The sequence below is a fragment of the Streptosporangium sp. NPDC000563 genome (assembly GCF_040299985.1).
GTDB lineage: Bacteria > Actinomycetota > Actinomycetes > Streptosporangiales > Streptosporangiaceae > Streptosporangium.
On record NZ_JBEPDA010000001.1, the window covers coordinates 270,060 to 284,606 of the forward strand.

Sequence of the window (14,547 nt, forward strand, 5' to 3'; positions counted from 1 at the left end):
ACCAAAACGGTTGCCGGCGGGCGGCGTAGGGGTTCCCCCAGGTGTCCTCGCCGGAGCAGCTCATCTTGCGTGCCTTGCTGCGCCAAGGCTTCTTTGAACAGTCTGCTGAGAGCAAACCTGGGCGGACGCATCGATCGCAGGCGACCAAACCGCCGCCACCGAGTACTTCCTCCAGGTCGCCCTCCTCGACCCAACGGGTGCCCCGGACGCCGGGACATAGCTCTGCCTGTGGCGATGTGCCTTTGGAGAACACCTCTCGGGCAACAGACCGTGACGCTATCTTCTCCGCGTGGGGTAGTGCTTCGTTTACCAGATTGGTTAATACTCGGGAGAGGGCCGACGCAGTTGGAGGTGTTCTATGCGGACCGTCGTCTCCAACTCGTCTGCGAGTCCGACAGGGAGATGCGCAAGGTCTACGGCGCCGAAGGAGCTCGGAAGCTCAGGCAGCGTCTGCAGGCCCTCCGCGTCGCGGACACTCTGGACGATCTCTTTCACCTGCCGGGACGCTGCCACCCGCTGCGCGGCGGCTACGCGGGTTGCCACGCGATGGATCTTCATCAGGGCTGGCGCCTCGTGTTCCGGCTCATGACCTCCGAAGAGAAGACAGGCCAGGAGCTGGAAGAAAAGGAGGCCGCACTGGTCATAGAGATCGTCGACTATCACGGATGACCACGAAGCACGAAAGGAGCGTAGAAGCCGATGTCGACACCTGAATTCCATCCTTCCGGCGCCCCCGACTACGCCGTGCCACCTGGGGAGACCATCCGGGAGCATCTCGACGAGCTTGGGATGACCCAGCGTGAACTCGCCACCAGACTGGGCCTCAGCGCGAAGCATGTTAACAGGTTGGTTCAGGGGCTTGTGCCACTAAGTCACGAGATCGCGCAACGCCTGGAACTGGTCACCGGCATGCCCGCGAAGCTCTGGAACCGTCTAGAGGCCGACTACCAGTCCGCCCAGCAGCGCCTGCGCATGGAGCACGAGATGTTGGACGCGGTCTCCTGGCTGGATGAGATGCCGGTTCGCGAGCTTGTCAAACGAGGCGCTCTTCCAGAGGAACCGAAAGACAAGATCTCACGGGTTCAACAGTTATTCGCTTTCTTTGGTGTCGCGCATTTGACGACATGGCGCGATCTTTACGAGAGGCCCGCCGCCGATTTCCGTCAAACAAAATCCTTCGAGGCCAACCCCGGCGCGGTTGCCTCTTGGCTACGTCTGGGCGAGCTCGCCGCACGCGATATCGAATGCAAGCCATTCGACAGCCTGGGCCTTCGTCGTGCGCTGCCTCGGCTGCTACAGCTGACCTCTCAGCCTCCCGAACTCATGGTTCCGATAATGCGGGACATCTGCGCGCAGCACGGAGTGGCAGTGGTCTTTGTCAGGGAGATCACCGGCGCGCGCGCAAGCGGGGCCACCAGGTGGATATCCAGCGAAAAGGCCATGCTCATGCTCAGCCTCCGATACAAGACCGACGACCATCTCTGGTTCACCTTCTTCCACGAGATGGGTCATATTTTATTGCACGGGAAGAGCGACACCTGGATCGAGAACAGCATCTCCGATGATGACCCAAAAGAAGAGGAGGCCGATCAGTTTTCCTGTGACCTACTGATTCCAAAGAAGCATCTTACAAAGCTTCGCTCTTTGAAGTCTCTGGGTTCGGTTCGCGCATTCGCCGGTGACATAGGCGTGTCTCCGGGAATTGTTGTCGGCCGTCTACAACATGACGGCATCTGGCCTGCCAGGCAGGGAAACGGCCTCAAGCGGAAAGTCGAGTTGGCGAGCGATTTTTAAGTCACACTCCTGGACGCTTTCCGTCCAGCGGAGCGGAACGCGTTCAGACGTAGCCGGACGGGGAACCGGTCAGCGGGTTCGGACGGTGTCCCCGACAAGCGTGCGGGGAACGTCGTCCGGGCCGTGTGTGCGTATCGCGACGGCCCGATGGGCCGCGGGGGCCGTTCGGTTCTTCTCACGGCCGGGACGTCGCCCTCCCAGGATCCGGGACAGGCCCTCACGGCACGGAGAGGTGCCGGTTGTCCGGTGAGGCCGACGCGCCGGGGGCGCGGAAGAACCGTGCGGAGCGGGCGTGCAGGGTCCGGGTGAGCAACCAGTAGACCGAGGCGCCGTCCGGCCACTGGGTGACCACCCGGCCGCTCGCCGAGCGGAAGTAGTTCGGTGCCTGGGCGAACGAGCTGGCGTCCAGGCGACGCTTCAGCCAGCGGTTCAGCCGTCTGACCGCCTCCGGCCTGACCTCGACCGCGCCGGCACCGCGGCGGCGCATCTCCCGCAGGGAGCGCACCACGAACTTCGCCTGCTGCTCGAAGTTGAACACCGGGGCGTAGTAGTTGGTGTTGGGGCCGTACATCATGAAGAGGTTCGGCATCTCGTCCACCATGATGCCGAGGAACGCCATGGGGTCGTCGCCCCACTTCTCCTTCAGGTCGCGGCCCGCGCGCCCGTGGACCTCCAGGCCGCAGAGGAACTCGGCCGCGCGGAATCCCGTCGCGGTGATCACGACGTCGAGTTCGTGCTCCCGGCCGGTGGCGTCGACCACGCCGGTCTCGGTCACTCGTTCCACGGCGTGCGGAACGAGGGTGACGTCGTCGCGCAGCAGGGTCGGATAGAAGGTGGAGCTGTGGATCGCCCGTTTGCCCAGGTAGGCCGAGGTCGGTGTCAGAGCCGTCCTGAGGTCGGGGTGGTCGGCGAAGACCTCTGCGAGGTAGTCCTGACAGATCTTGACCGCCCGGGTGTCGACGGCCCCGCCGGGCCGGATGATCCTGCCGCCGAGCCACTTGCGTTCCAGCTGCAGGAACAACCGCCACCGGATGAGTCGCCGCGTCACCGGGTGACGCCGTCGAGCACGTTCCTTCTCGGTGAACGGGAGCGAGACCTTCGGGTCCACCCATGCGGGCTGACGCTGGAACACCGTCAGATGCCTGGCTCGGCCGCCGAGCTCCGCGACGATCTGGGCGGACGTCGAACCGGTGCCGACGACTCCCACCCGGCGTCCGTCGAGCGTCACGTCGGAGCGCCACCGCGCCGTGTGGAAGATGTCGCCGGTGAACAGTTCGCGGCCCGGCCAGGCGGGCTCGTTCGGGACGTTCAGGAGTCCGACGGCGGTCACCACGGCCGTGAAACGCAGCACCTCACCGGTGTCGAGGTGCACGGCCCACCGCTGGCCGTCCTCCTCCCAGACCAGCCGCCGGACGGTGGTGCCGAACCGGAAGTGGGCCCTGAGCCCGAACCGGTCGGCCACGTGCTCAAGGTAGGACTGCAGTTCCGCCTGGCCGGGGTAGGAGCGTGACCAGTCGTACGGGGCGAACGAGAACGAGTACATCGGGGCCGGAGTGTCGACCTCGGCACCGGGGAAACGATTGACGCGCCAGGTGCCGCCCGGCCCGTCCTCGGTCTCGAACACGGTGAACGAGTACCCGTGCCGCTTCAGTTGGTGGGCCGCCGCGAGTCCGGCGAACCCGCCACCGATCACGGCCACAGAGGGCATGGCTCCGCCCGTCGATGGCATGACTGCCTCTCTCTGTCGAGCTCGTGCCTGGGCACGATGATGTCTGTCGGGCTCGTGCCTGGGCACGACGATGCTGTCGAGCTCGTGCCTGCGCACGACGATGTGCGGCGCCCACGGGCGCCGGGGCTAGAGGACCTTGCTGAGGAAGTCGCGGGTGCTCGGATGCTCGGCCTCGCCGGACAGCCGGCTGGACGGGCCTTCCTCGACGATGCGGCCGTCCTCCATGAACACGAACCGGTCGCAGACCTCGCGGGCGAACCCGATCTCGTGGGTGACGATGATGGTGGTCATCCCGTCGAGCACGAGTTCGCGGATGACCTGCAGCACCTCGTTGACCATCTCTGGATCAAGCGCCGAGGTCGGCTCGTCGAAGAGCAGCACCTGCGGCTTCATCGCGAGGGCACGGGCGATCGCGACGCGTTGCTGCTGGCCGCCGGAGAGCTGGGCCGGATAGGCGTCGGCCTTCTCGGCGAGGCCGACCCTGGCGAGCAGTTCGCGCGCCTGGCGGCGCGCGTCCGCACCCGGGCGTCGTAGCACCCGGGTGGGCGCTTCGATGACGTTCTCCAACACGGTCTTGTGCGAGAACAGGTTGAACTGCTGGAACACCATGCCGAGGCGTCGGCGCTGCCTCGCCTCCCGTCGCGCCGACAGCCGGTGGATCTTGCCGCCGCGTTCCTCGTAGCCGAGCAGCTCACCGTCGAGCATGATCACCCCCGAGTCGGTGCGTTCGAGCAGGTTGAGGCAGCGCAGAAAGGTGCTCTTGCCGCTGCCGGAGCGTCCGAGCAGGCAGACCGTCTCCCCCTGGTGGACGTCCAGCGACACGTCGTGCAGGACCGTGTGCCGGCCGAAGGACTTGCGGACGTTCAGTGCGCTGATCAGCGGTGTCGTCATGACCTGGCTCTCACTCATCCCGGTTCACCCGGTGCGGCGCGTCGTGGCGGTGCTGCGGCCGAGCGTGCGCTCCAGGTGGTACTGGGCGACCGACAGCAGGCTGACGAGGATCATGTACCAGATGGTCGCCACCATGAGCAGCGGGACGACCTCGAACGTACGGTTGTAGATCTGCTGGACGCTGTAGAGCAGGTCCGAGACCGAGATGAAGGCGACGAGGGAGGTGGCCTTCAGCAGGTTGATGAGGTCGTTGCTCACCGGCGGCACCGCGATCTTCATCGCCTGAGGGAAGACGATGCGACGGAACGTGTCCAGCGGCGTCATGCCCAGGGCGAGCGCCGCCTCGCGCTGCCCCTGGGGAACCGCGAGCAGCGACGATCGGATGATCTCCGAGGTGTAGGCGGCCTGCTGAAGGCCGAAGGCCAGCACGGCCGACCAGTAGGCGGTCATGAGGTTGCGCGTGTCCAGCGCGAACAGGTCGCCGCCGAAGGGGTTGGGGAGGCTGAACGTCGGATAGATCAACGAGACGTTGAACCACAGGATGAGCAGGACCAGCAGCGGGATGGACCGGAAGAACCAGACGTACGTCCCGCTGACGGCGCGCAGGACGGGGTTCGCCGAGAGCCGCATGTTCGCGATGACCACCGACACCACGAGGGCGAGCCCCATCGACAGGGCGGTCAGCGTGATGGTGTTGACCAGGCCGTTCATGACCTGCTCGGAGAAGAAGTAGTCGGCCACCGTGCCCCACTCGAAGGCGGGGTTGCGGGCGACGCTGATCGCGAGGCCGGCGACGGCGGCCACCATCAGTACCGCGAAGGTCAGCCGGCCGAGGTGGAGCGGACGTCCGTGGGGAAGCCGTGAGATCGATTCCATCCGCCGGCGCCAGTCCTCCGGCGTCCCGTCCTTTCCCGCCTGTTCCGCGGGGGACCCGGCCGTGCCGACCTCACTCATGCGTGCGGCTCTGGGTTGATCACGGAAGCCTTGATCGACATGTTCTCGGTACCGTACTTGGCGAGGATCTTGGCGTAGGTACCGTTCTTGATCAGCGCTTCGGTGGCCTGTTGCAGCTTGGCCGCCATGCCGTCGCCCTTCATCGAGGCGAACCCGATGTCGATCGCCTGGTAGATCGGTCCGGTGATCTTCCATACGCCGGGCTCGGTGCGGGTCTGGTAGCCCAGGCCGCTGGAGGTGGCCGTGGAGGCGTCGGTCCTGCCGCTCTTGACGGCGAGGTCGGCGGTCGCTTGGTCGGCGAAGGTCTGCACGTCGACGGGCTTCTTCCCGGCGGCCTCGCACTTCTTGGACTGGTCTTCGAGTGTCGACACCGGGCTCGAACCCGCGGTCACCGCGACGGAGACGCCGCACAGGTCGTCGAGTGAGTCGCCGATGGTGATGCCGTCGGCCTTGACACGGAAGCCGTAGCTCTCGACGAGGGTGGTGGCGAAGTCGAACTTCTTCAGCCGCTCGGCCGTGACGTCGGCGCCGGGCACCCAGGCGTAGGCGCCGCGCTGCAGGCCCAGGAGCGAGTTCTCGAACGACGCCTGCTCGTTCTTGACGGTCACCCCCATCTCCTCGCCGAGCGCGGTGGACAGGTCGGGCAGGAGTCCGGCGAGTTTGCCGCCGTCGTCGAGGAAGCTGTACGGCGGGACACCGACCTGCTGGGGGATGACGTAGACCTGCGACTCGGCGGCACCGGAGGTAGGAGCGGAGGCGGACACGGATTCCGTCGAGGAACCGCCGCACGCCGAGAGGACGGTGGTGCCGAGCACGCCTACGGCGACAACGCCGAGGGCGCGTCGGATGCGAACCAACGCCATGTTGGTCCTCCTGGTTTCTGGGGGTTTCGGTCGGTCGACCGTTGGGGGTGCTGTCACCCTAAAACGACGGACTGTTCACAAGCTTTGTGGAGATGTATATATTTTCGTCCTGTTTGATAGATAGTTGGCCAAGTAGATAACGTCCATGTCACAGAGTGCGGGGTCGTGTGAAATCTGGGTATCCGCGCTGGTCATCCACCCTGGCCGAACTCATCGACGTCGTACGCGACCCCTTCGTGTCGGTGGTCCACGCCCCCGGCGGCCTGGACGTCCCCGTCGGCGGCTGCGTCACCCTCGACGTGTCCGACGGCACGACCCCGCCCGATGACCACGAAATGGACGGTGCCGTCGTCCTGCTCCTCGGCGTCCGCGGCCGTGACGCGGTCGAGGCCGCCGTCGATCTCGCCCGCCACCGGCCCGCCGCGCTCGTCGTGAAGCTCAAGGACGCCGACCCGCGGTCGCTGCGCGAACTCCCGGTCCCGATCATCGGGATCACCGACCGGACGCCGTGGTGGCGCCTGGTCACCGTGGTCGAACGCTTCGTCCGGGAATCCGATGGATACGAGCGACTGGCGCGGAGGACCGGTCCCGCGCTCGGCGAGCACAACGACCTCTTCGGACTGGCCAAGGCGCTCGGCATGATGACCGGCACGCTGATCTCCATCGAGGACGTGCAGGGACGGGTGCTCGCCTTCTCCCCCTACAGCGACCAGGCCGACGACATCCGGCGTCTCACCATCCTCGGGCGCGAACCCCCGGCGGAACACATGGCGGAACTGCAGGCCATGCGGGTCTACGACCGGTTACGGCGTCCTCGTGCCACGGTGGCGCTGGACGAGAAGGACGGGTTCCGGCGCAGGCTCGGGGTCGGCATGCACGATCCGCGGTCCGGCGAGTACCTCGGCACCATCTGGATGCAGGAGACGAACCGGCCCTTCTCCCAACAGACCGAGGAGCACCTGGTCGCGGCCTCGATCTTCGCCGCGCGACTCGTCGGCCAGAGCCGTCTCATCCACACCATGGGCACCGAGTTCGTCCAGCGCATGCTCGCCCCCGGCTCCCAACGCGACGAGACCGGGTTCGTGCGGCAGTTGAGCCTCGACGCCCCCCGGGAGTTCGCCGTGGTCGCCTTCGAGGCGGTCGGTGACGCCGACGCGCGCCAGTGGCTGTCCTCCACCGAGGCGGTGACGATGCTGACGGTGCACGCCCACTCCGTCCGTGACGAGTCGATGGTCGCCCCGGTCGGACTCCGCCTGTACGCCGTCCTCCCCGGCCAGGTCGAGGTGGACCGCTACCTGAAGTGGGCCCGCCGCACCCTGGTGGCGTTCGAGCGGCACCGGGGAGCCGTCTTCCGTGCGGCGATCGCCTCGTCCCTGTCGGTGCCGACCGTGGCCGCGGCCCGCGCGGAGGCCGACCGCGTGTGCGAGACCGTCGCCCACACACCCGACCGGCCGGTGATCAGTCTCGACGGCCAGCGCACGGCGGTGTTGCTGTCGGAGGCGCTCACGACACTGGGGGAGACGGATCTGCTGACCGACGACCGCTTCCTTCGCCTGGTCAAATACGACCGGAGCCACGGCAGCAGTCTCATCGACACCGTCGCCGCCTACCTCGGCGCGCTCGGCGACGTGGGCGCCACGGCGCGTTCACTGCTCGTGCACCCCAACACCGTTCGCTATCGCGTGGCACGGCTGGAGCAGGTGGGCGGCTACCGCCTCGACGACCCCGACGACAGGGTGGTGCTCGACCTGCAGCTGCGTCTGTGGCGCCGTGAAGGGCCCGGCACCGCCTGATCGACGCGCTCCCGGGCGGGGTCGGGACGGCCGCCCCGACCCCGCTCGGCCGTTACTCGCCCTGGCCGATGGGAACCTGCGCCTCATCGCCGCCGCCACCGTCGGGACCGTCGGCGTTGTTGTCGGGGCCGTCGTTGTTCGACGGGGGCGGCGCGGGCTGGCAGCTCTGGCCACATCCGCCGAACCGCTCCGTGTTGAGCGGGGTGAAGGACGTCGGCTCGACGTTCTTCAGCGCCGCCAGCATCGTCTCCTTCCAGATCGGGCCCGAGATGCTGGCGCCGACGACCGAGCCGTAGTAGCGGCCACCGATCGTGACGCCGTTCAGCTTGTACTTCTGCGAGCCGCGCGGGTCACCGATGCTGACCGCGCCGGCCAGGTCGGGGGTGAACCCGGCGAACCACGCGGTGGCGTAACTGTCGGTGGTGCCGGTCTTGCCCGCCGCGTCGCGGCCGATGCCGCCGACGCCCCGCATCGTGCCCTTGGTGAACACGCCGGACAGCACGTGGGCCGCCGCGTCGGCGACCTCGGGGTCGAGGGCCTGGCGGCACTTGGGCTTGTAGTCGGTGACCTTGCCGTTCCTGTCGGTGATCCGGGTGATCGCCATCGGCGCGCAGTACTTGCCGCGCGCGCCGATCGCGGCGTACGCGTTGGCCACGGTCACCGGGTCCATCTCGTTGGTGCCGAGCGTGAACGTCGAGAACTCAAGGAGATTGAGACCGTCGGAGCGGTGGATACCCAGCGACTTCGCGGTCTTGATCGTCTCGCAGAGCCCGACGCGCCGCTCCAACTCCATGAAGAACGTGTTCACCGACGCCCAGGTGCCGGTCTGCAGGGTCTTCCAGCCGGGGGCGCCCTCGTCGTTGGTGACGGTGTGGCTCGGGTCGCCGATGTTCTCGCCCTTGCAGTTCTTGAACGCCGAGTAGCCCGAGGCGCGGAAACCTGCACCGGCGCTGAAGCCGTCGTTCACCTTCATGCCCTGCTTCAGCGCGGTGAGCAGCGTGAACGTCTTGAAGGTCGAGCCCGCCTGGAAGCCGACGCCGCCACCGTGCGCGGCGTCCGCGACGAGGTTGTAGGACATCTCGTTCTTGGCCTTGCTCCGGCCGTACTTCCTGCTGGCCGCCATGGCCTTGATCGCCCCGGTGCCCGGCTGGACCAGCGCCTCGGCCGCCACCGGGTTGTCGGAGGGGAAGACCAACTTCCTGATCGCCTTGTCCGCCGCCGCCTGCATGGACGGGTCGAGCGTGGTCCTGATCGTCAGGCCGCCGCGGTTGAGGAACTGCCCCCTGGCCTTGGCCGTCTTGCCGAAGTCGGGATTGTTCAGGACCTCGTTGCGCGCGTAGATGCAGAAGTACGGGTAGTCGCTGGACTCGCAGCCGCCGGGAAGCTTCGTCCCCTTGTAGCCGAGCTTCGCCTTCTTCGCCTTCTGCGCCTCTTCCGGGGTGATCTTGCCCAGCTCGGCCATCCGGTCGAGCACGACGTTGCGCCGGTGCAGCAACCGCTCGCGATACTGCTTGCCCCGCCGGTTGGGGTCGGTGGCGTTGGGGTCCTGCACGGCGCCGGCCAGCGTCGCCGCCTGCGGCAGGGTGAGATCCTTGGCCTTGACGCCGAAGAACCGCTTCGCCGCCGCCTCCACGCCGTAGGCGCTCGCGCCGAAGTAGGCGATGTTCAGATACTTCTCCAGGATCTCGTCCTTGGAGTACTTCTCCTCCACCGCCATCGCGTAGCGCAGCTCGTTGAGCTTGCGCGCGTAGCTGGCCTCCAGCGCCTTGTTCTTCTCCTCGTCGGTGGCCGCGGAGTTGAGCAGGACCTGCTTGACGTACTGCTGGGTGATGCTGGAGCCGCCCTGGCTCACCCCTCCCGCGTGCAGGTTCTTGGCGAACGCGCGGATCGTGCCCTCAAGGTCGATCGCCCCGTGCTGGTAGAAGCGGTAGTCCTCGATCGAGATGATCGCGGTCTTCATGATCTCGGCGACCTGGTCGAGCTTGACGACCTCGCGATACTCCTCGTAGAACCGCGCGATCTCGTTGCCCTTGGCGTCCTGCACGATCGAGACCTCCGCCGGCGGAGGTTCCTTGAGATCCTCGGGCCTGAGGTTCAGCTCGTTGGTCGCCGAGACGATGCCGAGGCCCGCGCCTCCCACCGCCGGTAGTGCGATCCCCGCGACCAGCAGACCCGCCGCCGCCGCGATGGCGGCGAGACGCCCGACACTGGACGCGACCCCTGACTGTCCTTCACCCCGTTCAGACATAAGCCATAGATTATGGGATTTTCCAGGTGCTCCTCGCCGTAATCCGCGATACCCGGTCCCCCTCACGGCGGTGATTCCCGGTCACCACGGCACGGTTTTCCGCCGGGTTCGCACCACGACCGCAGTGCCGAGGTGCTGTTTCGCACATCAGGATGAGCTGTACACGGATGGTGGTAAATGCCATGATCACGCCTCATGGACACCGACGCCCTCCGAAAGACGATCAGGGCCGTCGAACCTGAAGACCGGCCACCAGGTGAAGCCAGGAAGCGGGGTGGCCGTTGATGGAGTTCCAGGTGCTGGGACCGCTTCGGGTGATCCGCGACGGTCAGGAGGTCTTCGTCGGTGCCGCGTACAAGCCCCGGCTCGTGCTCGCCGTCCTCCTCGCCCGCGGAGCCGGGCGGACGGTCTCGGTCGACCAGCTCGTCACCACCGTCTGGAACGACAGCCCCCCGGCCTCCGCGCGGCGCAACATCCAGCTGTACGTGCACCGGCTGCGGAGCGTGCTCGGCAACGACCGCATCGTCCGGCAGCCGGGCGGATACACGATCGTCACCGGCGACGGACTGGACTCCACCCGCTTCCGTGAACTCGCCGCGGAGGGGAGCCGGACGTTCGACGGCGACCCCGCGCGGGCCGGCCGCATCCTGCGCGACGCCATCGACCTGTGGCGAGGTCCGGCGTTCGCCGAGTTCGGCGACTGCGAGCCGATCGCCGAGGAGGCGGCGCAGCTGGAACAACTCCGGCTCGTCACCCACGAACGGTGGGCGGAGGCGGAGCTCGCCCTGGGCAGGCACGGCGAACTGATCGGCGAACTGACCAGGCTCGCGCTCGCGCACCCGTACCACGAAGGGTTGCGCGCCCACCTCATGGTCGCGCTGAACCGCAGCGGTCGCCAGGCCGAGGCACTGGAGGTCTTCCAGCAGACGCGCGCCCTGCTCCACGAGCAGCTCGGGGTGGAACCGGGCCCCGCGCTCCAGCGGCTGCACCAGGACATCCTCCGCGGCGACGACCGGCCCCCCGCACCCGAGCGCGCCGCGCCCGCGACGACGGTCACAGCGTCGGACGCCGCCCGTACGACACCGCCGGTGCCCAGAGAACTGCCCACGAACATTCCCGGCTTCATCGGGCGTGAGGACGCGTTCGAGGCCCTGGACAGGATGCTGCCCGGCGGAGCCACCGACCCGATCACCATCTCCGCCATCACCGGGATGGGAGGCGTCGGCAAGACCGCACTCGCGGTGCGGTGGGCACACCGGGTGGCCGACAGGTTCCCCGACGGGCAGCTCTACCTCAACCTGAGGGGGTATTCGCCCGGAGCGCCGGTACACCCCGCGGACGCGCTCGCCGGTTTCCTCCGGGCGCTGGGCGTCTCGCCGGGACAGGTGCCCGTCGAGGCGACGGAGGCCGCCGCGCGCTACCGCTCGCTCATGGCGGGACGGCGGATCCTCATCCTGCTGGACAACGCGAGCTCGGCGGAACAGGTCCGGCCCCTGGTGCCGGGCAACGCCGGCTGCGCGGTGCTCGTCACCAGCCGCGACCGGCTCACCGGACTGGTCGTCCGCGAGGGCGCCCAGCGCATCACCCTCGACACACTCGTGCCCGCCGAGACCGAAGCCCTGTTCGGCCACCTTCTCGGCGCGGACCGCGTACGGGCCGAGCCCGAGGCCGTCGCCAGGCTGGGAGAGGTGTGCGCCCACCTGCCCCTCGCGCTGCGCATAGCGGCGGCGCGCCTGCTGGACCGCCCGAACTTCCCGATCGGGGACTACGTCACCGAGCTGAGCACCGGCAGCCCGGTGAACGCGCTCACGATCGAGGGCGACGAGGAGACCGCCGTCCGCGCCACCTTCGACCTGTCGTACCGGCTCCTGCCCGAGCACGTACGGCGGATCTTCCGGCGGCTCGGGCCGGTCGCGGTCCCCGACTTCACCCCGGCCGCGGCGGCGGCCCTCGCGGACGTCTCCGAGCAGGAGGCGGCGGCGGCACTGGAGCGGCTCACCGGCGTCCACCTGGTCGACCAGCACGGCCCCGACCGCTTCACCGTGCACGACCTGCTCCGCCGGTACGCCGACGACCTCTCGTCCGCCGAGGACGGCGCGGAGGAACGGGCGAAGGCGACGGGCAGGCTTTTCGAGTGGTACCTGTCAATGGCCGGCGACGCCGCGAAGGTGCTCTACCCGGACATGCTCCAGCTGCCCGCGCCCGACGAGATCGTGGCACGGACCGCGACCGCCGGCACCCCCGCCACCACGCGAACCGTGACCGTCGACGACCCGGCCGCGGCACAGGCGGCCATCGACGACCCGGTCGCGGCACGGACGCCGACCGTCGACACCACCGCCGCCGCGCGAACGCCGGTCATCGACAACACCGCCGCCGCCATGGCGTGGTTGAGCGCCGAACACCACAACGTGGTCGCGGCGATCGGTCACGCGGTCCGGTACGGTCCCAGACCCATGGCCTGGCTCCTGGCCGACCGGCTCCGCGGCTATCACAACTTCTCCAGACGCATGGTCGACTGGCTCGCCACCGGTCGCGCCGCACTCGCCGCGGCCCACGCGGAACGGGACCGGCGGGCGATGGCGTCCGCGTTCCTGAACCTCGCCCACGCCTACCACTGCCTCGCCCGCTACAACCGTTCGATCACCTACCTGAACAGGGCGATCGCCCTCAGCCACGAGACGGGATGGACGCAGGGCGAGGCGAGCGCCCTGAGCAATCTGAGCACCACGTTCATGTTCGTCGGGCTCCCCGACGAGGCCACCCGCCCCCTGTCCAGGGCGCTCGAACTCCACGGCCGTCTCGGCTCCGAGCAGATACGCGCCAAGATCCTGAACAACCTCGCGAACGCCTGCAGAGAGTCCGGCCGGCTCCGCGAAGGGCTCGACCACGCCGTCCAGGCGTTGACGCTGATCCGCGAGACCTCGGCACCGAGAGCCGAAGCGGTCGCGATGACCACCATCGGCGAACTCCACCACCAGCTCGGCCACCTCGCCGCCTCCGCCGACCACCTCACCGCCGCCCTGGTCCGTCACCGGGAACTCGGTGACCGATATCTGGAGGCCGACACGCTGGCGTGGCTCGCCCTGGTACGCCGCGACTCCGGCCGGCTGGAGCAGGCCCACGACACCGCCGAGGCCGCGCTGGGGATAGCGGTGGACATCGGCGACCGATTCACCGAGGTCCAGGCGATGAACACGCTCGCCTCCATCCGTGACCACTCCGGGAACCCCGAGGAGGCCCTGCGTCTCCACCGGACCGCGCTGGGCATCGCCAGGGAGATCAACGCCCGCCACCTCGTGGGCGAGGCGCTCCTCGCGCTGGGCATCACCCACCACCGCGCGGGCGACCACACCGCCGCCGCCGACCTCGCCGAGCAGGCGCTGGAACTCGTCGGCGAACCCCATTTCCGCGTCGTCGAAGGACGGGCGCTCACCGTGCTCGCCTACGCCTGTCACCGGCGGGGGCTCCTGACGGAAGCCGAGAAGTACGGCCGTCGCGCCCTCGACAACCACCGGGCGACCGGGCACCGGATGGGCGAGGCCCAGACCTGGGTCGTACTCTCCGCGATCTCGCGTGACAACGGCGACACGCCCACCGCGGAAACCCAGGAACGCCTCGCCACGGAGTTGTACGCGGAGATCGGGGCCCCCTTCTCGCGGGAGCTGACCGGCTGATCCCGGCGTTCCCGCGCCTCGGGCTTTTCCCGTACTCCGGACCGTCTCCATACCCTGGGCCTTTCCCGTGCCCTGGGCCGTTTCCGCACCCTGGAGCGGAGAGTGCGCGTCCTCGACGTCGGCGAACGCGGCGAAACCGCGCAGCCGACGCCCTTCCCCGGAGGACGGCAGGCTTTCCACTGGTTCGGATCAGGGACAGATGCCGTAGAGGTAGCAGTCGTCGAAGACCGGACCGGACCGGTTCTCGGCGATGACGGGCCTGAACCAGTCGTACGGGTCGGGATACTCGAGGGGAGGAATCTCGGCGACCGCGCTGTGAGCGGACAAACCGACAACCGCGGTGGACAGCGACGTGGTCAGTACGGTCAGCATCGCGAGCGTCGCCCAGCGCTTACGCAACATGATGAGTGTCTCCTTGCTCGACGCGCCGCCAGGCCCCGCCAGCGAAACGCTGCGCCAGAGTACGGAGCATGTGTATATCGGCGGTATATCACCTGCTCAGCGAGGGTTTTCTGGGTAGCGGAACCTTGGCGCGACCTCCCCCCACCCATTTTTCCCGACAAACCCGGCTTTCCCGACAGCGCCCCGGTACCGTTTT

The 14,547-nt window shown here is 68.0% G+C and carries 10 protein-coding genes; 4 read left to right on the forward strand and 6 right to left on the reverse strand.

The window, feature by feature from the left end:
* Window positions 1-402 precede the first annotated feature (402 nt).
* On the forward strand, window positions 403-669 hold the full coding sequence (locus tag ABT352_RS01290) for a type II toxin-antitoxin system RelE/ParE family toxin (protein ID WP_350941588.1): 267 nt from the start codon (window positions 403-405) through the stop codon (window positions 667-669).
* Window positions 670-699: 30 nt separating this feature from the next.
* A complete protein-coding gene (locus tag ABT352_RS01295) occupies window positions 700-1,794 on the forward strand; it encodes an ImmA/IrrE family metallo-endopeptidase (protein ID WP_350941589.1) in 1,095 nt (364 codons plus the stop codon).
* 217 nt (window positions 1,795-2,011) lie between these two features.
* Here ABT352_RS01295 and ABT352_RS01300 read toward each other — a convergent pair whose 3' ends face one another.
* From ABT352_RS01300 to ABT352_RS01315, 4 genes are all read right to left on the reverse strand, one after another.
* Window positions 2,012-3,523 carry a flavin-containing monooxygenase gene (locus ABT352_RS01300; protein ID WP_350941591.1) on the reverse strand — a complete coding sequence of 504 codons (1,512 nt, stop codon included), beginning with the start codon at window positions 3,521-3,523 and terminating at the stop codon, window positions 2,012-2,014.
* 126 nt (window positions 3,524-3,649) lie between these two features.
* Window positions 3,650-4,432 (reverse strand): amino acid ABC transporter ATP-binding protein, encoded by a 783-nt coding sequence (locus ABT352_RS01305; protein WP_350941593.1) that lies wholly within the window; start codon window positions 4,430-4,432, stop codon window positions 3,650-3,652.
* A 6-nt stretch (window positions 4,433-4,438) separates the two neighbouring features.
* Window positions 4,439-5,368: an amino acid ABC transporter permease gene (locus tag ABT352_RS01310; protein ID WP_350941595.1), complete on the reverse strand. Its 930-nt coding sequence runs from the start codon at window positions 5,366-5,368 to the stop codon at window positions 4,439-4,441.
* Window positions 5,365-6,231 carry a transporter substrate-binding domain-containing protein gene (locus tag ABT352_RS01315; protein ID WP_350941596.1) on the reverse strand — a complete coding sequence of 289 codons (867 nt, stop codon included), beginning with the start codon at window positions 6,229-6,231 and terminating at the stop codon, window positions 5,365-5,367. The genes ABT352_RS01310 and ABT352_RS01315 overlap by 4 nt, the downstream gene beginning before the upstream one ends.
* Window positions 6,232-6,398: 167 nt before the next feature.
* Between ABT352_RS01315 and ABT352_RS01320 the strand changes: the two genes are divergently transcribed.
* Window positions 6,399-8,024 (forward strand): PucR family transcriptional regulator, encoded by a 1,626-nt coding sequence (locus ABT352_RS01320; RefSeq protein WP_350941598.1) that lies wholly within the window; start codon window positions 6,399-6,401, stop codon window positions 8,022-8,024.
* A gap of 52 nt (window positions 8,025-8,076) precedes the next feature.
* On the opposite strand, the gene ABT352_RS01325 is transcribed toward ABT352_RS01320, so the two are convergent.
* Window positions 8,077-10,272, reverse strand: a complete 2,196-nt coding sequence (locus ABT352_RS01325; protein ID WP_350941599.1) for a transglycosylase domain-containing protein — start codon at window positions 10,270-10,272, stop codon at window positions 8,077-8,079.
* Window positions 10,273-10,556: 284 nt separating this feature from the next.
* Here ABT352_RS01325 and ABT352_RS01330 point away from each other — a divergent pair, with 284 nt between their 5' ends.
* The gene (locus tag ABT352_RS01330) at window positions 10,557-13,949 is read left to right on the forward strand and encodes an AfsR/SARP family transcriptional regulator (protein WP_350941600.1); all 3,393 of its coding nucleotides are present in this window, start codon (window positions 10,557-10,559) and stop codon (window positions 13,947-13,949) included.
* Between the two features lie 189 nt (window positions 13,950-14,138).
* On the opposite strand, the gene ABT352_RS01335 is transcribed toward ABT352_RS01330, so the two are convergent.
* Window positions 14,139-14,351 (reverse strand): hypothetical protein, encoded by a 213-nt coding sequence (locus ABT352_RS01335; RefSeq protein WP_350941601.1) that lies wholly within the window; start codon window positions 14,349-14,351, stop codon window positions 14,139-14,141.
* Window positions 14,352-14,547: the final 196 nt, after the last annotated feature.